This window comes from Arthrobacter senegalensis, from assembly GCF_059091765.1.
Genome location: NZ_JBNHGZ010000002.1, coordinates 743,682 through 767,399 on the forward strand (window position 1 = coordinate 743,682; position 23,718 = coordinate 767,399).

General features: G+C 69.0%; 25 protein-coding genes. 13 read left to right on the top strand and 12 right to left on the bottom strand.

Annotation, left to right across the window (positions count from 1 at the left end; all coding sequences use genetic code 11):
* Nucleotides 1-66: 66 nt before the first annotated feature.
* Together scpC and AC5RVG_RS08850 are read right to left on the bottom strand one after the other, a co-directional pair.
* Nucleotides 67-1,587 carry a succinyl-CoA:acetate CoA-transferase ScpC gene (gene scpC, locus AC5RVG_RS08845; protein WP_494013545.1) on the bottom strand — a complete coding sequence of 507 codons (1,521 nt, stop codon included), beginning with the start codon at nt 1,585-1,587 and terminating at the stop codon, nt 67-69.
* 132 nt (nt 1,588-1,719) lie between these two features.
* Nucleotides 1,720-2,619: a LysR family transcriptional regulator ArgP gene (locus AC5RVG_RS08850; RefSeq protein ID WP_494013546.1), complete on the bottom strand. Its 900-nt coding sequence runs from the start codon at nt 2,617-2,619 to the stop codon at nt 1,720-1,722.
* Between the two features lie 70 nt (nt 2,620-2,689).
* Here AC5RVG_RS08850 and AC5RVG_RS08855 point away from each other — a divergent pair, with 70 nt between their 5' ends.
* Both AC5RVG_RS08855 and AC5RVG_RS08860 read left to right on the top strand, forming a co-directional pair.
* A complete protein-coding gene (locus tag AC5RVG_RS08855; protein ID WP_494013547.1) occupies nt 2,690-3,310 on the top strand; it encodes a LysE/ArgO family amino acid transporter in 621 nt (206 codons plus the stop codon).
* Nucleotides 3,311-3,332: 22 nt separating this feature from the next.
* Entirely contained in the window at nt 3,333-3,854 is a 522-nt protein-coding gene (locus tag AC5RVG_RS08860; protein ID WP_494013548.1) for a metallophosphoesterase family protein, read from the top strand.
* Here the strand turns inward: AC5RVG_RS08860 and AC5RVG_RS08865 are convergent.
* A complete protein-coding gene (locus AC5RVG_RS08865) occupies nt 3,851-4,045 on the bottom strand; it encodes a DUF2795 domain-containing protein (RefSeq protein ID WP_494013549.1) in 195 nt (64 codons plus the stop codon). The two genes, AC5RVG_RS08860 and AC5RVG_RS08865, sit on opposite strands and share 4 nt — an antisense overlap.
* 371 nt (nt 4,046-4,416) lie before the next feature.
* Here AC5RVG_RS08865 and AC5RVG_RS08870 point away from each other — a divergent pair, with 371 nt between their 5' ends.
* From AC5RVG_RS08870 to AC5RVG_RS08880, 3 genes are all read left to right on the top strand, one after another.
* A complete protein-coding gene (locus AC5RVG_RS08870) occupies nt 4,417-5,103 on the top strand; it encodes a transglycosylase family protein (RefSeq protein WP_494013550.1) in 687 nt (228 codons plus the stop codon).
* Nucleotides 5,104-5,217: 114 nt separating this feature from the next.
* Nucleotides 5,218-6,909, top strand: coding sequence for a long-chain-fatty-acid--CoA ligase (locus AC5RVG_RS08875; protein WP_494013551.1), 1,692 nt, complete (start codon nt 5,218-5,220; stop codon nt 6,907-6,909).
* Nucleotides 6,910-7,125: 216 nt separating this feature from the next.
* On the top strand, nt 7,126-8,112 hold the full coding sequence (locus tag AC5RVG_RS08880; protein ID WP_494013552.1) for an ABC transporter substrate-binding protein: 987 nt from the start codon (nt 7,126-7,128) through the stop codon (nt 8,110-8,112).
* Nucleotides 8,113-8,224: 112 nt separating this feature from the next.
* Here the strand turns inward: AC5RVG_RS08880 and AC5RVG_RS08885 are convergent, their stop codons facing one another.
* The gene (locus tag AC5RVG_RS08885) at nt 8,225-8,809 is read right to left on the bottom strand and encodes an LOG family protein (RefSeq protein WP_494013553.1); all 585 of its coding nucleotides are present in this window, start codon (nt 8,807-8,809) and stop codon (nt 8,225-8,227) included.
* A gap of 35 nt (nt 8,810-8,844) precedes the next feature.
* On the opposite strand from AC5RVG_RS08885, the gene AC5RVG_RS08890 reads away from it, so the two are divergent.
* Entirely contained in the window at nt 8,845-9,384 is a 540-nt protein-coding gene (locus AC5RVG_RS08890) for a DinB family protein (protein ID WP_494013554.1), read from the top strand.
* A 95-nt stretch (nt 9,385-9,479) separates the two neighbouring features.
* Here the strand turns inward: AC5RVG_RS08890 and AC5RVG_RS08895 are convergent, their stop codons facing one another.
* From AC5RVG_RS08895 to AC5RVG_RS08905, 3 genes are all read right to left on the bottom strand, one after another.
* Nucleotides 9,480-9,695 carry an Rv3202a family protein gene (locus tag AC5RVG_RS08895; protein ID WP_494013555.1) on the bottom strand — a complete coding sequence of 72 codons (216 nt, stop codon included), beginning with the start codon at nt 9,693-9,695 and terminating at the stop codon, nt 9,480-9,482.
* A gap of 61 nt (nt 9,696-9,756) precedes the next feature.
* Nucleotides 9,757-10,059: a MoaD/ThiS family protein gene (locus AC5RVG_RS08900; RefSeq protein WP_494013556.1), complete on the bottom strand. Its 303-nt coding sequence runs from the start codon at nt 10,057-10,059 to the stop codon at nt 9,757-9,759.
* A gap of 12 nt (nt 10,060-10,071) precedes the next feature.
* Nucleotides 10,072-11,169, bottom strand: coding sequence for a sialidase family protein (locus tag AC5RVG_RS08905; protein WP_494013557.1), 1,098 nt, complete (start codon nt 11,167-11,169; stop codon nt 10,072-10,074).
* Nucleotides 11,170-11,264: 95 nt separating this feature from the next.
* On the opposite strand from AC5RVG_RS08905, the gene AC5RVG_RS08910 reads away from it, so the two are divergent.
* Nucleotides 11,265-12,533 carry an MFS transporter gene (locus AC5RVG_RS08910; protein ID WP_494013558.1) on the top strand — a complete coding sequence of 423 codons (1,269 nt, stop codon included), beginning with the start codon at nt 11,265-11,267 and terminating at the stop codon, nt 12,531-12,533.
* 146 nt (nt 12,534-12,679) lie between these two features.
* Here AC5RVG_RS08910 and bcp read toward each other — a convergent pair whose 3' ends face one another.
* From bcp to AC5RVG_RS08930, 4 genes are all read right to left on the bottom strand, one after another.
* Nucleotides 12,680-13,144, bottom strand: a complete 465-nt coding sequence (gene bcp / locus AC5RVG_RS08915; protein ID WP_494013559.1) for a thioredoxin-dependent thiol peroxidase — start codon at nt 13,142-13,144, stop codon at nt 12,680-12,682.
* 172 nt (nt 13,145-13,316) lie between these two features.
* Nucleotides 13,317-14,282, bottom strand: coding sequence for a PDR/VanB family oxidoreductase (locus AC5RVG_RS08920; RefSeq protein WP_494013560.1), 966 nt, complete (start codon nt 14,280-14,282; stop codon nt 13,317-13,319).
* A gap of 125 nt (nt 14,283-14,407) precedes the next feature.
* Nucleotides 14,408-16,087, bottom strand: a complete 1,680-nt coding sequence (locus tag AC5RVG_RS08925; protein ID WP_494013561.1) for an HAL/PAL/TAL family ammonia-lyase — start codon at nt 16,085-16,087, stop codon at nt 14,408-14,410.
* Nucleotides 16,065-16,847 carry an IclR family transcriptional regulator gene (locus AC5RVG_RS08930; RefSeq protein WP_494013562.1) on the bottom strand — a complete coding sequence of 261 codons (783 nt, stop codon included), beginning with the start codon at nt 16,845-16,847 and terminating at the stop codon, nt 16,065-16,067. Before AC5RVG_RS08930 ends, AC5RVG_RS08925 begins: the two co-directional genes overlap by 23 nt.
* A gap of 170 nt (nt 16,848-17,017) precedes the next feature.
* Between AC5RVG_RS08930 and AC5RVG_RS08935 the strand changes: the two genes are divergently transcribed.
* The 6 genes from AC5RVG_RS08935 to AC5RVG_RS08960 all read left to right on the top strand — a co-directional run bounded on the left by AC5RVG_RS08935 (nt 17,018) and on the right by AC5RVG_RS08960 (nt 23,073).
* Complete coding sequence (locus AC5RVG_RS08935; RefSeq protein WP_494013563.1) at nt 17,018-18,226, top strand: cytochrome P450; 1,209 nt, start codon at nt 17,018-17,020, stop codon at nt 18,224-18,226.
* A 142-nt stretch (nt 18,227-18,368) separates the two neighbouring features.
* The gene (locus AC5RVG_RS08940) at nt 18,369-19,520 is read left to right on the top strand and encodes an MFS transporter (protein WP_494013775.1); all 1,152 of its coding nucleotides are present in this window, start codon (nt 18,369-18,371) and stop codon (nt 19,518-19,520) included.
* Nucleotides 19,521-19,639: 119 nt separating this feature from the next.
* Nucleotides 19,640-20,995: an MATE family efflux transporter gene (locus tag AC5RVG_RS08945; RefSeq protein ID WP_494013564.1), complete on the top strand. Its 1,356-nt coding sequence runs from the start codon at nt 19,640-19,642 to the stop codon at nt 20,993-20,995.
* Between the two features lie 9 nt (nt 20,996-21,004).
* On the top strand, nt 21,005-21,619 hold the full coding sequence (locus tag AC5RVG_RS08950; RefSeq protein ID WP_494013565.1) for a hypothetical protein: 615 nt from the start codon (nt 21,005-21,007) through the stop codon (nt 21,617-21,619).
* Nucleotides 21,620-21,721: 102 nt separating this feature from the next.
* Nucleotides 21,722-22,147 carry a hypothetical protein gene (locus AC5RVG_RS08955; protein ID WP_494013566.1) on the top strand — a complete coding sequence of 142 codons (426 nt, stop codon included), beginning with the start codon at nt 21,722-21,724 and terminating at the stop codon, nt 22,145-22,147.
* Between the two features lie 41 nt (nt 22,148-22,188).
* A complete protein-coding gene (locus AC5RVG_RS08960) occupies nt 22,189-23,073 on the top strand; it encodes a DUF4261 domain-containing protein (RefSeq protein ID WP_494013567.1) in 885 nt (294 codons plus the stop codon).
* Nucleotides 23,074-23,104: 31 nt separating this feature from the next.
* Here the strand turns inward: AC5RVG_RS08960 and AC5RVG_RS08965 are convergent, their stop codons facing one another.
* Nucleotides 23,105-23,653, bottom strand: a complete 549-nt coding sequence (locus AC5RVG_RS08965; RefSeq protein WP_494013776.1) for a CGNR zinc finger domain-containing protein — start codon at nt 23,651-23,653, stop codon at nt 23,105-23,107.
* Nucleotides 23,654-23,718: the final 65 nt, after the last annotated feature.

Below are 23,718 nucleotides of genomic sequence, written 5' to 3' on the forward strand. Positions count from 1 at the left end.
CAGCCTACCGTCAGCCGCACCGGGCGGCGAAAGGCCGAAGGCACGACGGCGTCATACTCCCGGCCGTTACTGCCGTGCGGGGAGCATGCTGCCGGTCTCCACGAAGCGCTGGTGCCAGGACAAGGCCTCGCCGAGCAGGTGCGGGGTGTGCTTGCCGAAGCTGTCCCGGCAGGCCCGGTCGAAGTAGTCCTGGAGCATGGGCCGGTAATCCGGATGCGCGCAGGTCTCGATGATCTTGCGCGCCCGCTGCTTCGGGGCGAGCCCGCGCAGGTCGGCCAGACCCTGCTCGGTGATCACGATCATCGTGTCGTGCTCGGTGTGGTCGACGTGGCTGGCCATCGGCACGATGCTGGACACCTTCCCGCCCTTGGCCATGCTGGGGGACATGAACACGGACAGGTAGCTGTTCCGGGCGAAGTCGCCGGAACCGCCGATGCCGTTCATGACCTTGGTGCCGGCCACGTGGGTGGAGTTGACGTTGCCGTAGATGTCCGCCTCGATCATGCCGTTGAGCGAGATGCAGCCCAGCCGGCGGACCAGCTCGGGGTGGTTGGAAATCTCCTGGGTGCGCAGGATGATGCGCTCGCGGTAGTAGTCGACGTTGGCATTGAACTCCTCCAGGCCCGTGCGGCTGAGCGAGAAGGACGTGGCGGAGGCCATGCGCAGCACGCCCTCCTTGAGCAGCTGCAGCATGCCGTCCTGGATGACCTCGGTGTAGGCGGTCAGGCCGCGGTAGCCGCCGGCCGCCAGGCCTTCCAGCACGGCGTTGGGGATATTGCCGACGCCGGACTGCAGCGGCAGCAGCTGCTCGGTCAGGCGCCCGCGCCGGACCTCGTGGTCCAGGAAGTCCAGCAGGTGGCCGGCGATCTGCTGCGACGCGTCGTCGGGCGGGTTGAAGGGGGAGTTCCGGTCGGGCGCGTCGGTATGCACGACGGCCACGATCTTGTCCGGATCCACCTGCAGGTAGGGTTCGCCGATCCGGTCATCGGGATGCTCGAGCGGGATGGGCCTGCGCTCCGGCGGCAGGGCGGTGCCGTAGTAGACGTCGTGCATGCCCTCGAGACCCACCGGCTGTGCGTTGTTGATCTCCACGATGACCTGGCTGGCCTGCCGGAGCCAGGTCATGTTGTTGCCCACCGAGGTGGACGGGATCAGCCGTCCGTCCTCGAGGATGCCCACCGCCTCGACCACGGCCAGGTCCACGTCGCCGAAAAACCCGAACCAGGTGTGCTGGGCGACGTGGCTGAGGTGCATGTCGATGTAGTCCAGCTCGCCGGCATTGATCCGTTCGCGCAGCGCCGGGTCCGACTGGTAGGGCAGGCGCAGCTGCATCCCGTCGACCTTGGCGAGGGCGCCGTCGAGCTCAGGGGCCGTCGAAGCGCCGGTGAGTACGCGGATCTTGAACTGCTCCCCGGCCGCGTGCGCGGTTTCCATCCGTGCCGCGAGCGCCTGCGGCACCGCCTTCGGATAACCGGCGCCGGTGAAGCCGCTCATGGCCACGGTCATGCCGGGTTTGATCAGTTCTGCCGCCTGCTCCGCGCTCATCACGCGCTCGAGCAGGCGGGCGTTGCGAATGCGGTCTTGCATCGTGCCCCTTCGTCTGGATCTCCCCCTCCACTGTAGGGGCCGGGCACGGGTGCCGGGGTTCGGGGCGGAGAAAACGGCTCCCCCTGGCGGCGGGCGGAGGCGCCGCGCGCCGCGGGATTTCCGGGCGCTGAGCTAGCGCTGCCGCAGCTGCTCCTGGGCGGTCTGCCGAACGCAGGCAGTCAGTTCGTCCAGCACCGGCGAGCTGATTTTCCAGCGCTGCCAGTACAACGGCACGTCCACCGGCAGGTCGGGGGCCAGTTCGTGCAGCGTCCCGGTGCGGACGTCAGCCAGGCACTGTTGCTCCGGCAGCAGGGCCCAGCCGAAGCCCAGCCGGACCGCCGAGGCAAACTCCGCCGAGGCGGGCAGATAATGGCGCGGCGCCGCCAGCGCAGCGCCGGTCAGTTCCCGGTAGAAGAGCTCCTGCAGGTCGTCCTTGCGGTCAAAATCGAGCACGGGTGCGGCCGCCAGCCACGCCGGGTCGGCGTGTCCGGTCCCGGCGGGACGCCAGTGAGCCAGGTAGGCCGGGCTGGCCACCGCCCGGTAGCGCAGCGCGCCGAGCGCCTCCACCGAGCAGCTCTGGACCGGTTCCGGCGTCGCCGTCACCGCGGCCGTCACCCGTCCGGCCCGCAGCAGGGAGGTCGAATGCTGCTCGTCTTCGCGGTGGACTTCGAAAAACACCCCGCGGTCGCGCGGCATGCGGGCCAGCGCGCCCAGGAACCAGGTGGCCAGCGAATCGGCGTTGACCACCAGCGGCAGGGCCACGCCGTCACCGTCGCCGCCGAGTTCGCGCTGCGCGTCGGCCTGCAGGACCCGCACCTGCCGCGCCAGCCGCAGGACCACCTCTCCGGCCGCCGTCGGCCGCACCGGAGCGGTGCGCTGCAACAGGACCTGCCCGGCCGCGCGCTCCATGGACTTGATCCGTTGGGACACGGCCGAGGGTGTCACGTGGAGCGCGCGGGAGGCGGCATCGAAGCTGCCCTCCTGGACGACGACGGCGAAGGTCGCCAGATGGTCGAACTGGAACGGCTGCATAAGCCAAGCTTACGTAACTGAAGTTTCTTTAGCTGTACTGATGCGCGCGTTGTCAGTAGCGTCGACTGTTGTGACTACCGCTATCGCTCCCGCCGTCTTGCTGGGCCTGGGAACCGGGCTGGCCCTGATCGTCGCCATCGGCGCGCAAAACGCCTTCGTGCTGCGCCAGGGCATCCGCGGCGAGCACATCGGCGTCGTCGTTCTCATCTGCGCGGTGTCCGATGCACTGTTGATCACCGCCGGGATTGCCGGCATCGGCGCCGTGATCGAGGCCGCCCCGGCGGTGGTGGACGTCATCCGGCTGGGCGGGGCGGCGTTCCTGCTGGCCTACGCGGTGTTCGCCGCCAAACGGGCGATCAGGCCGGGCGTGCTGACCGCCTCGGCCAATCGCTCCGGCGGGGGACTGGCCGCAACGGCTGCCACGGCGCTGGCCCTGACCTGGCTGAACCCGCACGTGTATCTGGACACGGTGCTGCTGCTCGGTTCCATCGCCAACACCCAGGGGCCGGAACTGCGCTGGTATTTCGGCGCCGGGGCCGTGGCGGGCAGCCTCATCTGGTTCGGCGCCCTCGGCTTCGGCGCCCGGCTGCTGCGTCCCTTCTTCGCCCGGCCCGGCTCCTGGCGCCTGCTCGACGGGCTGATCGCCGTGGTCATGCTGGCGCTCGGGCTGCGCATGGCCGTCGGCCTCTGATCCGATATGCGAGGATGCCGGTATGCCCACCTCCTTGCTGCTGCTGGCGGACACACACGTGCCGAAGCGGGCGCGGCACCTTCCGGACCAGGTGTGGGACGCGGTGGAGGCGGCCGACGTCGTCTTCCACGCCGGCGATTGGGTCACCGCCGGGCTGCTCAACGACCTGGAAGAGCGGAGCCGTCGGCTGGTCGGTGTGTACGGCAACAACGACGGCGACGACCTGCGCGCGCGACTGCCGGAGATTGCCCGGGCGACCATCGCCGGGGTCCGGTTCGCCATGGTGCACGAAACCGGGGCGGCAAAGGGGCGCGAACAGCGCTGCCAGGCTCGCTTCCCCGATGCCGACGTGCTGGTGTTTGGCCACAGCCACATCCCGTGGGACACCACGTCGCCCGGCGGCCTGCGGCTGCTGAACCCGGGGTCGCCGACGGACCGCCGCCGTCAGCCGGTCTGCACGTATATGACCGCGACGGCCGACGGCGGCCGGCTCCTCGACGTCGAGTTGGTGCCGGTGGACAGGACTGCTGGCCGAGGGCGTTAGTTGCCGGCTACCGCTTTGCTGACCTCGGCCGGGCTTTCGTACTGCTTGTCGGGGAGATTCTTGAGCGCCGAGAGGACGTCGTCCCCGGCCCCGGATTGTTCCGCGTTCTTCACCAGGTCGGCGGCGGATGCCGGGTAGTCCACGCCGCCCAGCGCCTTCTGGATGTCAATGGGACTGGGATTCTCTGCCATGGGAAAACCTTCCGATCGAATAGGAATCCCCACGCTACGTCCTGGGCCGGGCACTGGGAAGAGCCCGAAGGGGCCGGGGTGCACCTAGCCGTGATTCGGGCCGCGGCGCGCACCGACACACTGTTACTAGATCACGGTTTTGCAACGTTGGTTACTTTACGGTAACGTGCAGTTCGTGCGCGGGTCAGATGACCGCGCCAGGGGATGCCGGAACTTCCGGCGCGATCTACCCATGGAATGCCCGGACGCTGCCCACGCCTTTCGCCGTCAGAATGGCAGACGTCCACATGACCTCGATTTTGCGAGTGGCTGACGGCGGTGCGGAGACGTTCGGGGACGGACTGAGCATAAGGCGGCCGAACCGGAGCATTGTGAATCCAAATAAAAACCTGAACCTTAGCCGTGCCCTGCGTGGCGGCCTCGCCGCCGTCGCCCTTACCGGAGCCAGCGTTGCGCTGGTCGGACCGGCCGCGAACGCGGCCGACGGGGCAACCTGGGACGCCTTGGCCCAGTGTGAGTCCGGCGGCGACTGGAACATCAACACCGGCAACGGCTACTCCGGCGGCCTGCAGTTCGCCCCGGGCACGTGGGCGGCTAACGGCGGCAGCGGTTCTGCCGCCGACGCAAGCCGCGCCGAGCAGATTGCCGTGGCCGAGAACGTCCTGGACAGCCAGGGGTGGGGCGCCTGGCCCGCCTGCTCGTCCAAGCTGGGACTGGCCGGCGGCGGCGGAGGGTCGCAGGTGAGCAGCCAGTCGGCCCAGATCCAGCAGGCACCCGTCCAGCAGGCACCGGTCGCCCAGGCGCCGGTCCAGCAGGCGCCGGTCCAGCAGGCACCGGTCGCCCAGGCTCCGGCCCCGGCACCGGCCGCACCCGCGGTCCAGGCACCGGCGGTCAGCGGCGAAACCTACACCGTGCAGCCCGGCGACACCCTGGGCAAGATCGCCCAGTCCCTGGGCCTTCAGGGCGGATGGCAGGAGTTGTTCGCCGCCAATGCGGACACCGTTTCCGATCCGAACCTGATCTTCGTGGACCAGGTTCTGCAGCTGCCCGCGCAGTAATCCGGCATGCATCGCAGCGCCCCGTTCTCCGTGAGGAGGGCGGGGCGCTGCTGGTTGGGCCCAAAAGACGCGCCCTAGACTGGTAGCAACCGAGTGAGAGGACGTGTCGCTGCTGTGTCCACCGTTGAGAATCGCCCGTGGCTGCAGAACTACCAGCCAGGCGTGCCGGCCGAGATCGATGTACCGACCGAATCCCTGTCGCACATGCTGGAAGACTCGGTCCGCCGGTTCCGGAGGAAGACGGCCCTCGACTTTTTCGGCGCCACGACCAGCTATCGCGAGCTGGGCCGGCAGATCGACCGGGCGGCGGAAGGCCTGCGCCGGCTTGGCGTAGGCCCGGGCAGCCGCGTGGCCTTGATCCTGCCGAACTGCCCCCAGCACGTGGTGGCCTTCTACGCCGTGCTGCGCCTGGGCGCCGTCGTCGTCGAACATAATCCGCTGTACACCGAGCGCGAACTCCGCCACCAGTTCGAGGACCACGGGGCGACGGTTGCCATTGTCTGGAACAACGTGGTGGCCAAGGTGCAGGCGTTTCCGCCGGACATCGAGGTCAAGGCGATCGTGTCAGTTGACCTCACCGGTGCGATGCCCCGGGCCAAGCGCCTGGCCCTGCGACTGCCCGTCCCGGCGGCCAGGACCGCGCGGAAGGCGCTGACCACGCGGGTTAAGGGAACCGTGACGTGGGAGAGGCTGCTGCAGGCCAGGCCGCTGAAGAAGTCGCACCCCCGGCCGGCGGTGACCGACCTGGCGGCCATCCAGTACACCTCCGGCACCACCGGCAAACCCAAGGGCGCCATGCTCTCGCACCGGAACCTGCGGGCCAACGCGGAGCAGGGCCGCGCGTGGATGCACGGCGTGGCCGAGGGCAAGGAGGTCATGTACGCGATCCTGCCGATGTTCCATGCCTTCGGGATGACACTGCACCTGACGTTCGGGGTGCTCATCGGCGCGCGGGTGGTCCTGTTTCCCAAGTTTGACGTGGATCTGGTGCTGGCAGCGGCGAAGAAGACCCCGCCCACCATCTTCTGCGCGGTGCCGCCCATCTACGAGCGGACCGCCCGGGAGGCCAGGAAGCGCCGGGCGGATTTGGGGTCCGTGCGGTTCGCCATCTCGGGTGCCATGAACCTGCCGCAGGCCACCGTGGACCTGTGGGAGGACACCGCCGGCGGCCTGCTGGTGGAGGGTTACGGGATGACGGAGACATCGCCGGTGGCCCTGGGCAACCCGTTCGCGCCGACGCGGCAGAACGGCACGATCGGTGTCCCGTTCCCCAGCACGGAGATGCGGGTGGTTGACCCGGAGGACCCGGCGCGCGACGTCGCGCCGGGACAGCCGGGCGAACTGCTGATCCGCGGCCCGCAGGTCTTCCAGGGATACTGGGGCAAGCCGGAGCAAACGGCGGAGGTCCTGCTCGACGGCGGCTGGGTGCGCACCGGCGACATCGTCACCGTGGACGGGCAGCACAACGTCCGCATCGTCGACCGGGTCAAGGAACTGATCATCACCGGCGGCTTCAACGTGTCGCCGTCCGAAGTCGAAGACGCCCTCCGCTCACACCCGGACGTGATGGAGGCGGCCGCGGTCGGCCTTCCGCGCCCGGAGGGCGGCGAGGAGGTGGCGGCCGCCGTCGTGCTGCGCCCCGAAGGCACGGTCCGGCTGGATGAACAGGGGTTGCGGGACTACTGCCGCGGCCGGCTGGCCGCGTACAAGGTCCCGCGCCGGATCGTTGCGGTGGAGGAGCTGCCCACGTCGATTTTGGGCAAGGTGCTGCGCAAGCAGGTCAAGGCGCAACTCGCCGCCCGGTGAGGGCGCGTCACGTGCGGTTCCGGCAGCAGAGTGGGTGACGCGGACAGAGGGTGGCGGCGCCAACAAAGTGGGTGACGCGTCACATTTCGTCCGCGCTGCAGGCACCCGGTGTGAGCCGTGACATAGTGGTCCCCGGTGGCAGCGCAATGGCCGCGCTCTCCGGTTGGGGGAGACCGCGGGCGCTGTCACTTGATTTTTTCGAACTGAGGAAGTGACATGAAGCGAACATTCCTGACGCTGCTGGCCGGTGTCTCCGCGCTTGGCCTGGCGGCTTGTGGATCCGGATCGCCCAGCGGCGGAGGCAACGAGGCCGGCGGGAACGAATCCGCCGGCGCCGGCGACCTGACCAAGGTGACCGTCGGCGTGATCCCGATCGTGGACACCGCCCCGCTGTGGCTCGGTGACTCGAAGGGCTTCTTCGAAGAAGAGGGCCTGGACCTGGACATCCAGAACGTCGCCGGCGGCGCGGCCGCCATCCCCGCCGTGGTCAGCGGTGGCTTCGACTTCGCCTTCGGCAACGTCGTCTCGGTCATGGTGGCCAACGACAAGGGCCTGGACATCCAGCTGGTGGCCAACGGCAACTCCACCTCGGGCGACACCAAGCACGATTTCGGCGGTGTAGTGGTGAAGGGCGATTCGGACATCAAGTCGCCCAAGGACCTGGCCGGCAAGACCGTGTCCGTGAATACCCTCTCCAACATCGGTGACACCACCATCCGCAGCGTGATCGAGGCCGACGGCGGCGACCCCGAGAGCGTGAAGTTCGTCGAGATCGGCTTCCCGGACGCCCCGGCCGCGCTGGCCAACGGTCAGGTGGACGCAGCGTGGATCCTGGACCCGTTCCTGTCCCAGTCCGTCGAGGACGGCGGCCGCGTGGTCTCCTACAACTTCGCCGACTTCGACAAGAACCTGGACATTTCCGGCTACTTCGCCACCGGCGAGACGGTCTCCGGCGATCCGGAGCTGGTCAAGAAGTTCCAGGCCGCGATGAACCGCTCGCTGGAGTACGCGCAGGAGAACCCGGACGAGGTCCGCGAGATCGTGGGCACCTACACCAAGATCGACGAAGACTCCCGCGCGGAGATGGCCCTGCCGACCTTCCGCAAGGACTTCAACATGGAGGCGGCGCAGAAGCTCGCCGACGCGGCCCTGAAGTACGGCACCCTGCAGAAGCCGGCAGAGCTGGACAAGTTCTTCCCGTAGGCCTCAAAGCCTCACACGGTACGACGGCGGGCCCTCCCCGCCGTCCGCTGCCACCGACAGCGCCTCTCCCGGACGGGAGGGGCGCTGTCCGCGTCCGCCACGAATCGGACTGCTAGATGCGGCTGCGCTCGCCGGGATCCCGCCACTTGCGCACCGGCGGCGTCCAGCCCTCGATGGCATCCAGCAGCTCGGCGGCGGAGCCGGCCACGATGACCGCATCCCGATAGTCCTGCTTGAGGAAGCCGCCGGCGACCAGGCCGTCGATGGTCGCCAGCAACTGGTCCCAGAAGCCGTTGATGTTCAGGAAGGCCACCGGCTTCTCATGGATCCCGAGCTGAAGCCACGTCCAGGCCTCGAAAATCTCCTCCAGCGTTCCGATGCCGCCCGGCAGCGCCACGAAGGCGTCGGCCAGGTCCGCCATCATTTGTTTCCGCTCGTGCATGGAGTCCACCACGTGCAGGGTGCTCAGCCCGAGGTGCCCCACTTCGGTCTTGTCCAACGACACCGGGATCACGCCCACCACGTCGCCGCCGGCTGCCACCGCGCTGTCCGCGACGACGCCCATCAGGCCCACCTGCCCGCCGCCGTACACGATCCCGATCCCACGGGAAGCCAGTTCCGTGGCGAACCGCTCCGCCTCCCGCGCGTAGATGTCGTCCCTGCCGCTGGCCGATCCGGTGAAAACTGCAAGTCGCATGCGGCCATTATTCCGTGCCGCTAGACTCGCTGACCATGAGCGACGTGGACGAGCAAGGCCGCACCGACCCTCCGCTGGCGGCGGGGGAGGCGGAGACACTGCTGGGTTTCCTGGAGTTCCACCGCGCCACCCTCGAATGGAAATGCGCGGGTCTGGGCGCGGAAGGACTGGCCGCCACCCTGGAGCCGTCCCGCATGACCCTGGGCGGCATGCTCAAGCACCTGGCGTTCGTGGAGGACTACTGGTTCTCCCACCGCTTGCACGGGCAGGAACCGCAGCCACCCTGGGACACAGTGGACTGGAAGGCCAGCCCGGACTGGGACTGGCAGTCCGCGGGCGACAACACGCCGGAACAGCTCCGCCGGATGTGGCAAACAGCCGTGGCACGCTCCCGCTCCCTGACCGCCGAAGCCCTGGCCGACGGGGGCCTGGACGGGACCGGCTCGGCGACCGGGTCCACTACCGGGGTTCCCAGCCTCCGGTGGATCCTGGTCCACATGATCGAGGAGTACTCGCGGCACAACGGGCATGCCGACCTGCTGCGCGAGGCAGTGGACGGACTGGTCGGGGAGTAGCGGGCGGCACGGCACGTGGCGCTGCCCCTGGCTGATTCCCCGCACGTTGCCAACTCGTCCTTGGGTTGGACTCCCGCGTCCCGAGCGGACCGGTCCTACTCGGCTTCCCCGCGCGGATACTCGTCGTCCTCGTCGGACTTGACCGGTTCCAGCTGCTCCTGCAGGTCCGCCTCGTTCGCCTCCCAGGTGGAGGTCATCGCCGGCGATGCTTCGTGTTCCAGGTCGTCACTGCGGACTGGAAGGGCCTGTTCCTGCACGTCCGCCTCGTTGGCTTCCGTGATCTCTGCTTCGTGCTGGCTGTTGCTGGTCATCGGGTCCCTCCTCCAAGTTGCGGCGGCTATTGGTACACCATTGTCGGCTTAATCGTGGATCCTATCCACCGGCGACGGACTGGATAATCAGCAGTTCCTGCCCGGGTGCGACCAGCGTCGCCGGTCCCTGCAGCGTGCGGATGTCCTCGCCGTCGAGATACAGGTTGACGTAGCGGCGGATGGCACCGGTTTCGTTGCGGACCCGGCGGTTGAAGACCGGGTAATCGCCGGCCAAGGCGTCCAGGATCTCCGCCACGGATTGCGGACCGGAGGCCGGCACGGTCAGTTCGCGCTGCTCGCCGGTCACCTTGGCCAGCAGGCTGGGCACGACGACGGTGACCGCTTTTTCTGCCACACCCACCATAGGGATCCCTCCTTACAGGGTGGCCGCGCGGACGCACAGGACGTCCGGCAGCCCCGAGGCCACTTCCACGAAGACTTCGCCCTCGTCGGCACTGGCGTACACCGAGCCGCCGCGCGTGCCGAAGTAGACGCCGGCCGGATCGCCGGTGTCCGCGGCGGCGGCGTCGCGCAGCACCACGTTGTAATCCTGGTCCGGCAGCCCGGTGGCGAAACGCGCCCAGGTGGCGCCGCCGTCGTCGGTCCGGTGCACGGCGAGATGCCCGTCCGGTGGAATCCGCTCGCCGTCGGCCTTGATCGGGACCACCCAGGCGGTCCGGGACCTGCGCGGATGGGTGAGCATGACGAAGCCGAAGTCGGTGGGCAGCCCGTCGGCAATGGACTGCCAGTTGTCGCCGGAATCGTCCGAGCGGTAGACGCCGTGGTGGTTCTGTGCGAAGAGCGTGGACGGATCTGCGGCATCCCGCGCGATCTTGTGGACGCACTGGCCCACCTCGGGATTCGGATCGGGCATGAAGTAGGCGCTGATGCCGTGGTTGCGTGCCTGCCAGCTGGCGCCGCCGTCGGTGGTCCGGTACACGCCCCCGGTGCTCATGGCCACGTGCACGGTGTCCGGATCCTGCGGGCTCGGCAGGACCGAATGGATCGCCGCTCCGCCGTAACCGGCCCCCCACTGGTCCTTGTCCGGGTGTTCCCACAGGCTGCGGTTGAGCTCGAAGTGCTCGCCGCCGTCGGTGGACTTCCAGACCGAAATCGGTTCGCAGCCGGCCCAGACCACGCCCGGCCGGTCCGCGGCGTCGGGCTGGATCTGCCAGATCCGCTCCACAGCGGCGCCGTCGTTGTCGCCGAAACGGATGGCGCCGTTCTCCGGTTCGGTCCACGTCTCGCCGAGGTCCTCCGAGTGAAAGATCGTGGGCCCCCAGTGCTCGGAACGGGCTCCCACCAGCAGGCGGGTCGAGCCGCCTCGCTGGTCGATCCCGATGCTGGGAATCTCGTTCATCAAAAAGTGCGGGCCGGACAGCGACCAATTGGTCCGGTCGCGGCTGGTAGCCAGCCACAGCCCTTTCTTGGTCCCGATCGCCAGGACCGTCTCCCCAGTAGCCATGCCACCCATTCGACCACCGGGGCACCGGCTGCGCAACGGTTTTGCGACGAACGGCCGGGCGCGGGGCAGAATGGGGAGGCCGGCCGTACTGCAGGAACGAGGACATGAGCACGCATCCGCCGAACCAGCCCGGCTCCCGCCTCTGGCTTTGGGTCCTGATGGCGGCCGCCGTGCTGACCCAGACGTCCCTGAACGTGTCGCGGCCGGTGGTTTCGTACAAGCTGCTGGCCCTGGGCGGAGACGCGGCAGTCATCGGCGTGGTGACCGCCGTCTACGCCGTGCTGCCGGTGGTGGCGGCGCTGTGGCTGGGGCGGGTGAGCGACCGGATTCCGTCGCTCAAGGGCATGGTCGCGTTGGGTGCGGCCCTGCTGGCGGTGGCCACGCTGGGGCTGGCCCTGGCGCAGGGGTTCGCGGTCATCGCGATCTCCATGGCCCTGCTCGGGGTGGGGCACCTCGTGTTCACCATTGCCGGCCAGTCCGCCATCGGGCGCTATGCGCCGCTGAACCAGATGGACAGCGGTTTCGGCTGGTTCACCGCGGCGTTTTCGCTGGGCCAGTTGGTCGGCCCGCTGCTGGCCGGGCTGCTGCTGGGCAGCGAGACCGCGGGAGTGGGGCCGAGCTGGCTCGGCGCCATCGACCTGACCCTGCTGCTGGCGGCCGGCATTGCCGCGGCCGGGGCGCCCGTGATGCTGATCGGCGCGCATCCCGGCGCCGCGGCCCGGCGGCTCCGCCGCGGCAAGAACGACGGCGGCGCCGCGAGGGAGCCGGTGATTAAGGAGCCGGTGAGCCAGATCCTGCGGCGGCCCGGCGTGGCCTGGAACATGCTGGCGTCCATGGCGCTGCTCTCGGTGATCGACATCCTGGTGGCGTTCCTGCCGCTGGTCGGCGAGGAGCTCGGGGTGCCGCCGCTATGGGTGGGCGTCCTGCTGGCGGTGCGCGCGGGCGCGTCGATCATCTCGCGGATCCTGCTGCCGTGGCTGGTCCACCGCTGGACCCGCATCCAACTGCTGGTGGCCAGCCTGCTGGGCTCCGGCGCGGCGATCGCGGTGACGCCGTTCGTCCTGGAGCCGTTCTGGGTGGCCGCGGCGGCTCTGTTCGTGGGCGGCTTCCTCCTGGGCCTGGGCCAGCCGCTGACCATGACGCTGATCAGCCACGCGGTGCGGCCGGAATCCCGGGGGTCGGCGCTGGCGCTGCGGCTGCTGGGCAACCGGGTGGGGCAGGTCGTGCTGCCGCTGGCGGCGGGTCTGGTGGCCGCCCCGCTAGGCCCGGGCGGCGCGATCTGGTTCTCCTGCGCGGTGCTGGGGGCCGCCGCCGCGGCACGGCTGACGGTGCGCACCGGCGGTGGCGGCGGCGGTCGGCAGTTGGCCGATTGAAGCCGGCCTGACTGCTCCCGTTCGGGCGCACGCTCCGGTTCGGGCGCCTGCTCCGGTTGTTTAGTGGAGCAGGCGCCCAAAACGGAGCGACGACGGCGCCAGCCAAGCGCCGCCGTCGTGCTTGGGATGTTGGGAAGTCCCCGGGACTAGACCCCGAGCGTTTCGCGCAGGCGGGCGACGTGGCCCTTGGCGTCCACGTCGTACTCGGCGTGCTTGATGGTTCCGTCGGGACCGATCACGAAGGTGCTGCGCAGCGTGCCGGTGAAGACCTTCCCGCCGAAGGTCTTGTCGCCGTAGGAACCGTATGCCTTGGCCACGGCGAAATCGGGGTCGGAGAGCAGCGGGAACGTCAGGCTCTCGGCGTCGCTGAACGCCTGGATGGCCTCGGGGCCGTCCGGCGAGATGCCGATGACGTCGTAGTTGGCGGCCTGCAGGGAGTTGAGGCTGTCGCGGAAGTCGCAGGCCTCGGTGGTGCAGCCAGGGGTGGCGGCCTTGGGGTAGAAGTAGACCACCACGTTCCCGCCGGCGTAGTCGGACAGCGAGACCTTCTTGCCGTCGGCGTCGGAGAGGGTGAACTCGGGGGCGGACATGCCGGGCTGGAGCTGGGACAAGAAGATCCTCTTTCGTGGGAGGTAACAGTGGAAACCGTGCTTTCGTCACCGAGTCTAATGGCGAGGCCGGCCGGAGCATGCCGCTGCCCCATCAATGCGTGAGGCATCGAGCGCTCCGGATATGGTCAAGTGTTGGACGCCGGCCAGGGAGGGGCGGAAGCTCGGGGCCGGCTCAGATATCCAATACCAAGCGCCCGCCCTTGCAGCGCGAGACGCAGATCATCATGGTGTCCCCGGCCGCGCGCTCCTCGTCCGAGAGCAGGCTGTCCCGGTGGTCGGGTTCGCCGGATATGACCGGGGTCTCGCAGGTGCCGCAGATGCCCTCGCGGCAGGAGTTCAGCACGGGAATGCCAATGTCCATCAAAGCCTGCAGGATGGTGGTGCCGGCGGGGACGGTGACCTCGGTGCCGTCAGCGGTCTCGACCACAAATTCGCTGTCTGCTTCCGCCGCGGCCGGGACGGGGGCGGGACCGGCAGCAAAGCGCTCAAAGTGGTACCTGGCCAGATCCGCCCAGTCCGCGGTCAGTTGTTCGAGCGCGCCCAGCAGCGGAGCGGGTCCGCACGCATAGACGTGGGCGTCGGCGTCGAGTTCGGCCAGCAGCGGTTCGAGCGGGAAGAGGCCGGACTCGTCGTCGGCGTGGAAGCGGACGCGCTCGCCGTAAGCGGCCAGTTCGTCCTGGAAGGCCATCGAGGTGCGGCTGCGGCCTAGGTAAACCAACGTCCAGTCCGCGCCGGCGGCCTCGGCCTGCCGAACCATCGCCAGGATCGGGGTGATGCCGATGCCGCCGGCGATGAACAGGTAGCTGCCGGCCGGTTCCAGGGCGAAGTTGTTCCGCGGGCCGCGCACCTGCAGCTTGGTGCCGGGCCGCAGCTCATCATGAATCCAGGCCGAGCCTCCGCGTCCGGCCGGTTCCCGCAGCACGCCCAAGCGCCAGAAGTCGTCCTCCGGCCGGGAGCAGAGCGAGTACTGCCGCAGCAGCCCGTTGGGCAGCAGCACATCCACGTGCGCGCCGGCCTGCCACGCAGGCAATGCCTCGCCGCGGGGATGCTGTAGCCGCAGTGCCACCACCGAGTCGGAGGCGGGCTCGATCCGGGTGACCTCGACGTCGAAGAAGCCGTCGTGCGGTGCGGTTTCCATGCAGGTGTCTCCTTGTATTGTGCCCGGCGAACGCCCGTGGCAGGGGGCTAGCGGGCGCTTCCTGTGTTCCGAAAAGGCCGGCTCCGGCGGCCTGTTCCCACCGCCGGGCCGAACGGCTTCCCAACCTAGGCCGAGCCGGACAGCACCTCATTGACCGCAGTGACGACGGCGCCGCCGTGAACGAGTTCCCGGGCGGTGCGGACGCGCGGGTACATCACCACGTCCCTGTTGATGTGGTCCACCGCCCGGCCGTCGGCCGACCTGGCCGAACGGACCATCTCCAGCACTGCCCGACTGGCCGGTGCCAGCGTGGCGGACGCGGTCTCCGGCTTGGCCAACCGCAGTTCCAGGGCCTGGCAGGCCATGAGAAGTTCGATCCCCACCACAGTCTCGATGTTCGCCACGACCTGCCGGGCGTGCCTGCCGGCGTTGTTGGCCATGGAGACATGGTCCTCCTGGTTGGCGCAGGTGGGGATCGAATCCACACTGTCCGGATGCGAGAGGGTCTTCGAGTCCGAGACGAGAGCAGCGGCCAGGTACTGCGGAAGCATGTAGCCGCAGTCCATGCCGGTCTGCTCGCTGTCGATCAGCATGTCCGGCAGCCCGCGGTTGAGGGTGCCGTCGTCAAGCCGGAAGAGCCGGCGCTCGGTGATGTTCCCGATCTCGGTGACCACAATGGAGATAAAGTCCGCGGCGAAGGCCACGTATTCGGCGTGGAAGTTGCCGCCGGAGACTGCCTTGAGGGAGCGGCTGGCCGGAAGCGCCGGAAAGATCAGCGGATTGTCGGTGGCGGCGTTGATTTCGTTGCCGATGATCCCGACAGCGAACTCCAAAGTGTCCTTGACCGGGCCGAAGACCTGCGGCACGCAGCGCAGCGAGTACGCGTCCTGGGGCGGCTGGCGCACAGGGTCGGCCTCGGCGCTGCCATCGACCAGGGAACTGCCGGCCAGCAGTTCCCGGATTCGGGCGGCCACCTCGATCTGGCCCTTTTGGCCGCGGGCTTCATGCAGTTCGGCGATGAAGGCGTCGCCAAAGCCCATCAGCGCCTCGATGGTCATGGCGGCCGTAATCTGCGCGGTTTCCAGCAGGTTCTGTGCGTCGAACAGGGCAAGAGCCGCCTGGGCGCAGGAGAAGGAGGTGCCGTTGAGCAGTGCCAGGCCGTCCTTGGCGCCCAGAGGCAGCCGGTCCAAACCGGCGGCGGCCATCGCGTTCTTGCCGCTGGTTATGGCGCCGTCCAGGAAAGCCTCGCCGGAGTCCAGTTCCTCGTCTTCGCCGGTGTGCGAGCGGGTCATCACAATGGCCACGTGCGCCAGCGGAATCAGGTCCCCCGAGGCACCCAGCGAGCCGTACTCGGGGATGGCAGGGCAGACACCGCGGTTGAGCATTTCAGCCAAGGTGGTGACGATCTCCGCCCGGATGCCGGAGTGGCCCTGGACCAGGCTCACGATCCGGATGAACATGGTCGCCCGCACCACTTCCTCGTCCACATAGCGGCCGACGCCGGCGGCGTTTGACAGGACCAGCCGGCGGGACAGCTCCGCAGTGTCGGAAGCCTCGTCGAAGGCCCTGCGTCCGGCGAGGGAACCGAAACCGGTATTGATGCTGTAGATCGGCGCGGTAGGGTGGCCGGCTTCCATCTGCTCCACCACCGACCCGAGCCAAGCCCGGCTCGGTTCCATCCGGGCCAGCGCCTCGTCGGAGATCTCCACCGGCCGGCGGAACCGCGCCACCTGGATCATATCCTCGAGCGTAGTGCGGCTAATCCCCACTACGACGGGGGTTTCAGTGACGGTCTGGGTGTTCATCGGCGATCTCCCTGGTTGATTGGAAACTGGTCGTGGACTGGAGCGATTCGGTGAGGTTCCGGGCGGCGCAGCCCAAGGCGTTGAGCGCGGAATTAATCCAGGCTGTGGTGCCGCAACGGCTTTCGGGGCCGGCGACGTTGAGCGAACAAACCACCTCGCCGCGGCAGAAGACCGGCACTGCGACGGATACCGAGCCCGAATCGAGCTCGCCGCGTGAGACGGCGCGGCCCGCGGCGCGGATCTGCGGCAAGGCCGCCTGAACCTGCTCGGCCGTCGGAGTGTGGTCCGTGAACCGCGGCAGCTGGCGGTCCAGCACTTGGCGGACGACGTCCTGCGGCGCCCAGGCCAACAGGATCCGCTGCCCGGCCCCGGCATGCAGCGGCAGCATTTCGTTAATGGCGAAGGTGTATTTGAGCGACTTATCCGGCTCCACCCGTCGCAGGCACATGGCCTGGGTGCCTACCCGGATGATCAAAACGGCCGTCTCGCCCACCGCATCAACCACATCTTTGAGCACTGCCGTGCCCACCTCTGCGAGGTGGGACTGAACGTGGTGCCGGCCGGTGAGTTCCAGCAGGGCCCGACCGGGCCGGTAGCGCCCCCCGTCTTCCTGGACGAAGCCGCGGTCCTTGAGCGTTTTGAAGTAGCGGTAGGCGGTGCTTTGCGGGATGCCCAGCTTGCTGGCCACCGCGTCGATGGTGGCATCGCCGTCGGCAGCGACCTCGGCCAAAATGGCCAGTCCGCGCTCGAATGATGTCAACCCAACCTCCTCACAAACCTTCCGGCATCCGGGGCACTCCAGAGATGCTCCACCGAGGCTGGCCCCACCGGCAATTGCCATTCTCACAGAATGAGAATGGGATTCCGCTTCAGTCTCAAAACACCGCTACGTTGAGGCCATTCCCTGGCGCAACGATGAGTGAGGCTCCAATGACAACCGACTTGCCGGTGGCAGCAGCCCCCGCCATTTCCGACGATCCGTATTCGGACGCGAACCTGACCGACCCGTATCCGCTGTTCGAGCGGATGCGCCAAGCCGGACCTGGGGTGTGGCTGGACAAGTACGGTGTGCCGGCGTTCACCCGTTTCGGTGCGTGCAAGGACATCCTCGACGACCACGCCACCTTTATTTCCGGTGCCGGCGCGGGGCCGAAAAACCTCCACCACGAACCGTCATGGCGTCCGCAGGGCATCATGGAGTCCGACCCGCCCCTCCACACCGCCATGCGCCAGGCGATGGCCGGCGTGATCTCTCCCAAGGGAACCCGGGCGCTGCGCGGGCAGTTCCAGGAGTTCGCGGACGAGCTGGTGGAGCAGGTGCTGCAGCTACGCGAGTTCGACGCCGTGACCGACTTCGCTCAGGTCTTCCCGCTGCGGGTATTTGGCGACGCGGTGGGAATTCCCCGCGCGGGGCGGGCCGAAAACCTGCTCGCGCTCGGTGCGATGAACTTCAGCACTTTCGGCCCGGACGACGAGCGGTCCAAGGAGTTCTTCCGCCTGGGCGCCGGCACTAATGACTGGGCCATGGCCAATACAGCCCGGGAGCGACTGGCGGAGGGAAGCTTGGGGGCACAGATCTGGGACTACGCCGACCGCGGCGAGATCACCGAAGCCCAGGCTGCGCTGCTCGTGCGGGCCATGCTCTCGGCGGGGCTGGACACCACCATCTTCTCTATCGGCAACACGCTGGCTGCGCTGGCACAGCATCCGGGGGAGTGGGCGAAGGTCCACGAGAATCCCCGGCTGACCAAATTCGCCATCGACGAGGCCTTCCGGTACGAGTCACCCTTCCAGTCCTTCTTCCGCACCACCAGCCGCGATACTGTCTTGCACGGTATTGAGCTGGCGGCCGATACCAAGGTGGCGGTCTTCGTCGGCGCGGCCAACCGCGATCCGGAGCACTGGGGACCCGACGCCCACGAGTACCGGATTGACCGGCAGGCCGGCGGTCATTTGGGATTCGGCATGGGAATCCACCAATGCGTCGGCCAGCCTATCTCGCGGCTGGAAATGGACGTGCTGCTGACCACCCTGGCCAAACGCGTGAAGACCATCGAGTTCACCGCCGAACCCGTGCCCTTCCTGCACAACACGCTGCGAGGCTGGCAATCCATTCCCGTGCGCATCATTCCGGCCTAGGGGGCGGCTGCGGCGGACTGCAACCTCGGGAGGGGACCGTACAAATCCTGCCGGCGGTGGCACCCGGCATAGCATCGAAGGCGTGAGCGACGCGGAACAACCTTGGGCAGGCCACCCGAAAGGCAGCCGGGGATACCGCAACATGCTCCTGGCGCTGCTCTTCGGCGGCTTCGCCACGTTCGCCCAGCTGTATTCGGTGCAGGCGGTGTTGCCCGGCATCGCCCGAACCTTCCAGGTCAGCGCGGCCGACGCCGCGCTCAGTCTTTCCGCCGCCACCATCGGCCTAGCCCTGGCCGTCATGCCCTGGTCGGCGGTGGCGGACCGGGCCGGCCGCAAGCGCACCATGACGTGGGCGATCGGCGCCGCCGTGATCCTGGGCCTGGCGCTGCCGCTGGCGCCGAATTTTCCCGCCCTGCTGGCGCTGCGCTTCCTGGAGGGCGCCGCGCTGGGCGGCATCCCCGCCGTCGCACTCGTCTACCTGAACGAGGAGGTGCAGCGGCTGCACGCGGCGGTCGCGGCCGGCACCTACGTGGCGGGCACCACCGTGGGCGGCCTGGCCGGCCGCCTCATCGCCGGGCCGGTAGGGGAGTGGGCCGATTGGCGCGCCGGCGTGCTGGCGGTCAGCGCCGCCGCCGCGCTCGCCGCCGTGCTGTTCGTCCGGCTGGCACCGGCCCCGCGCGGTTTCCTGCCGATCGTGCGCGGACAGGGGCCCGGGCTGGGGCAGCGGATCCTGGCGAACCTGCGCTCGACGCCGCTGCTGGCGCTCTATGCCCAGGGATTCCTGCTCATGGGCGGTTTCGTCGCCGTCTACAACTACCTGGGCTTCCGGCTGGAGGCGCCGCCTTTTTCCCTGCCCGCGTCGCTGGCCTCCCTGCTGTTCCTGGCCTACCTGGCCGGCACCGTGAGCTCCCGGGTGGCCGGCGGCCTGACGGCGCGGACCGGCCGGCTGCCCGTGCTGCTGGGCGGGATCCTGGTCAGCATCGCCGGGCTGGCGGTCACCCTCGTCGACTCGCTCCCGCTGGTCCTGCTGGGGCTGCTCGTGTTCACGGGCGGATTCTTCGCCGCCCATTCGGTCGCGTCGGGCTGGACGCCGCGGCTGGCGCCGGTCGGCGCGGCCCAGGCATCCGGCCTCTACAACCTCTTCTACTACGCCGGGTCCAGCCTGTTCGGCTGGGCCGGCGGCCTCTTCTTCGGCCGGTTCGGCTGGAACGGCGTCGTCGCGTTTACCGCCGCGCTCGCCGTCATCGCCGGTACGACGGCGGTGCTCGCCCTGCGTACGCGAGGCGCCGGATGACGGGGAAAACCTTAGAGCTTGTGGAAGTGCATGCATAATGCATGCACGGTGGCTAAAAGCTCCAGGGCCGCGCTGCCGGTTCGTCACGCCGGAATCCGGGCTGCAAGGCGCCTAAGCTGGTGGGCGTGAACCCGGAGAAGACAGCCGTACAGCGGCAGGGACGGAGCCTGAACCGGCAAATCCTTGCACTCGCCATCCCCGCCTTCGGCGCCCTGATCGCCGAGCCGCTGTTTTTGGCGGCCGATTCGGCCATCGTGGGACACCTCGGGGTGGCGGAACTGGCCGGAATGGGGCTGGCCGCCACCGTGGTGCAGACCGTCGTCGGACTGATGATCTTCCTCGCCTACTCCACCACGCCGGCGGTGGCGCGGCTGCTGGGCGCCGGCCGGATGGCGGATGCATACGCCGTCGGGCGGGACGGCATCTGGCTGGCGCTGGCCGTCGGCGTGGTGCTGGCCGCCGCAGGCTGGGCTTTCGCCCCGGACCTGACCGCGGCCATGGGGGCCAGCGGGCAGGTGCAGGGGTTCGCGGTGGACTACCTGCGCTGGTCGATGCCCGGCCTGCCGGGCATGCTGATCGTGCTGGCGGCCACCGGCGTGTTGCGCGGCCTGCAGGACACCAAGACCCCGCTGCTGGTCGCCGGCATCGGCTTCCTGGCCAACATCGGCCTGAACTTCCTGCTGGTCTATGGGATGGGGCTCTCGGTGGCCGGGTCCGCCATGGGCACCAGCCTGGTCCAGTGGGCCATGGCGGCGGTCTACCTTGTCATCGTCTACCGCGGAGCCGTCAGGCACAGCGTGCGGCTGCGGCCCACCTGGGTCGGCCTGAAGGCCACCACGCACGTGGGCTCCTGGCTGATGCTCCGGACCCTGAGCATGCGGATTGCCTTGCTCGCGACGGTCTTTGTGGCCACCTCGCAGGGACCGGTGAGCCTGGCCGGCCACCAGCTGGTGATGACAATGTACAGTTTCCTGGCCTTCGCGCTGGACGCCATCGCGATCGCCGCGCAGGCCCTGATCGGGAAGGAACTCGGGGCCTCGAACAAGGCGCTGGCACACTCGCTGACCCGCCGGATGATCGTTTGGGGAGTGGGATTCGGCGTCGTGACCGGCCTGCTGCTGGCGGCCGTGGCGCCGGTGCTCGGCTGGGTCTTCACCTCCGACCCGGCCGTCCACCAGGCGTTCACCGCCGCGATCTGGCTGCTGGCGCTGAGCCAGCCGCTCTGCGGCCTCGTCTTCGTCCTCGACGGCGTGCTGATCGGCGCCGGCGACGCGCGCTACCTGGCCATTGCCGGCGTGGTGAATCTGCTGGCGTACGCGCCGCTGCTGGTGTGGGTGGCCATGGCCGGGCTGACCGGCACGGCGGGACTCGTCTGGCTGTGGGCGGCCTTCGGGCTCGGCTACACCGCGGCCCGCGCGGTCACGCTCGGCTGGCGGGTCCGCAACGATGCGTGGATGGTCACCGGGGCACACTAGGCTTGAACCGTGACGATCCCGAGTACTACCCAGGCGGCCGTGTTCTGGCAGCCGGTCCTGATCCGCGCCCTGGTGGCCGCCGCCTTTGGCGCCACCACCATCTTCTGGCAGGAACCCGACCGCACCGTGATGGCACTGGCCGGCGGGCTGTTCCTGCTGCTCAGCGGCGGGGCGGTCTGGCTGCTGGCGCGCAAGCCGGCCGCTGCGGCCCACCGCCAGCTGCTGCTCCTGCAGGCCGCCGTACTCGCGGTGGCCGGCATCCTGACCTGCGCCCTGCAGACGGTGCCGATGTTCACCGTGCTGGCCACCGCGGCGCTGCTGGTCTCCGGCGGGGCCGAGCTGATGCTCTGGTGGAGCAACCGACCGACCCGCGGCCGCGAGGTTCCCGGGAACCCGGCGGCTGCCCCGCCCGCGACGGGTGAGGCCGGGTCCGTGCTGGCCCGCGACTGGCTGATCACCGGTGCCGTGTCCGTGGGCTTCGGCCTCGCGCTGCCCTTCTTCGCACACCTGGGCCCGCATGCCTTGCTGGGGGTGCTGGGCGGGGCGGCGATCATCATCGCCGTCGTCCTGCTGATCGCCGCCCTCAGCCTGCGCCACGACGCCAGGCAGTCCGCGGCCGGCTGAATACGGCCCGCGGGTGTGGCCGGCGCCACCGGCGCCTGCGCGGCAACTTCTACGGCCGGTAGACTGGATGCAGGCTTTATCCGTCAGCAGGAGGAAATCATCGTGGGCAAGAACGCGTCTGGCCGTCCGGACGAAGGACGGATGTCCGTCAAGGGCCCGCTGATCTTCTCGGCGGTACTGGCCGTGATAGCGGGCGCGCTGACCATGGTCTTCGCCACCGGCGGGTCCGGAAACCTGCTGCGCTGGGACCTCGGCGTGACCGCGGCCGGCATCGCCTTCATCGCCTCGCTGCTGATTGTGGCGGTGCTGACCATGTCCACCAAGGAGAACCCGAGCCACCTCAGCGAGGGCTCCGGGATCCATCGGGTCTCCTCGAAGATCCCCGGCGGCGCCGGCACCGTTCCCGCCCCCGGCACGCCGCAGAGCCGGGCCCAGGTGGAAGAACAGCAGGCGGCGGAGGCCGCCGCGAACCCCGAGGCCACCAACCGCCTCTCGGGGAACGACGACGACGGCGACGCGCGCCGCTGATGCCTGGCGCCGGCCCGGCCGGACCCGACGAGCATGGCAGCATGACTTCCGGCCAGCCTTCCCCGCACCTGCCCGTCCCGGCAGATCCCGGCGACACCGCGCCGACCGGCGGCGGACAACCGCCCGAGGCCAAGACCACGGTGGCCGCGGAGCTGTGGTACCGGTCGGATCCCCTGCTCTTCAGCGAGGAACTCCAGGCGCGGTTGGCGGAGGAATTCCCCGGCGCCTCCTTTTCCGACGGCGTAGCCCTGCTGCCGCATGCCGCGCACTCCTTCGACATCAACGGCGCCTCCGGCGTGAAAACGATCCGGCTGAGCACCGGAGTAGCCGTTCCCCGCGGGCCGCTGTCCGCGGCCGAGGCGCTGGCGGCAACCCCCGCGGACCAAAGCTGGTCTTGGCCCGACGCCGAGCAGCAGGTTCCCGGCTGCACGCACCGCATCCTGGTCACGGAGGTGGTGGCCAGCGGGTTCGAACCCAAGCCGCGGGTCGAGTCCTTCCAGCGGGTGCTGCGCCTGCTGGCCGCAGAGACGCGGCCGGCGGCGGTCCGCTGGCTGCACAACTCGCACTGGCGGGACCCCCTGGAGCTTGAGGCGGCCCACCCGCTGGCGGGCCCGGTGAACATGCGGTTCTTCCTGGTCAGCAACGACGAGGGAGCCATGGTGGTGGACAGCCTGGGCATGTACCAGCTGGGCCTGCCGGACGTGCAGGTGCACTTCCGCGACAAGGATCCGAACCAGATGGTGGAACTGGCCTTCAACGTGGCAGCGTACCTTTACGAACACGGGCCGGTCATCGAATCCAACAGCCGGCTGAACGGCCCGGACGACCTGGTGTTCACCGCCAGCTGGGAAGATTCGCTGCTGCCGCCGCTGCGGACGGTCATCGACCTCGATCCCGGCCCGCCCTACTCCGCCGGCAGCCGCTAGTACCGTCCTCCGGTCAACCGTTGGCGCCCGGTCAGCCGGCTGCGGCCGACTTGCGCGCCCGGTAGGCGGCCACGTGCGTGCGGTTGGCGCAGTTGCCGGTATCGCAAAAGCGCTTCGACCGGTTCTTCGACAGGTCCACCAGCACCGCGGTGCAGTCGTCCGCGGCGCAGGTCCGCAGGCGGTCCAGCTGCTTCTCGCGGATCACGTCCACCAGCGCCATCGCCGCCTCCACGGCCATACGGACCTCCAGCGGCGCGTCCGGGCTGGTGGCATGCAGGTGGTAGTCCCACTGGTCGTGTTTGACCAGCTGCGGGATGGCGCCGGCGTCGGCCAGGATCGTATTGACAACGACGACGGCGCGGTCCTCCGTCGCGGACCAGACCTCCTTGAGCACGGGGCGCAGGGCGCGGACCGCCTCCAGCTCCGCCGTCGTATGCGTGCGCGAGCCGGTGAAGCCGAAGTCCGCCACGAGGGCATCGAGATCCGCTACGCTGGCGAGGGTGTCCGGGAAGACCTCGGCCGTATTGATCAGCCGGGCAGCATCCACCAGCGAGTGCTCGGTGTCATGAGCAAAGACCACATTGACCCCTGACAGTGGCGGCGATATTGTCAGTAGTATACCGCTCATGACTCCTGACAGACCTG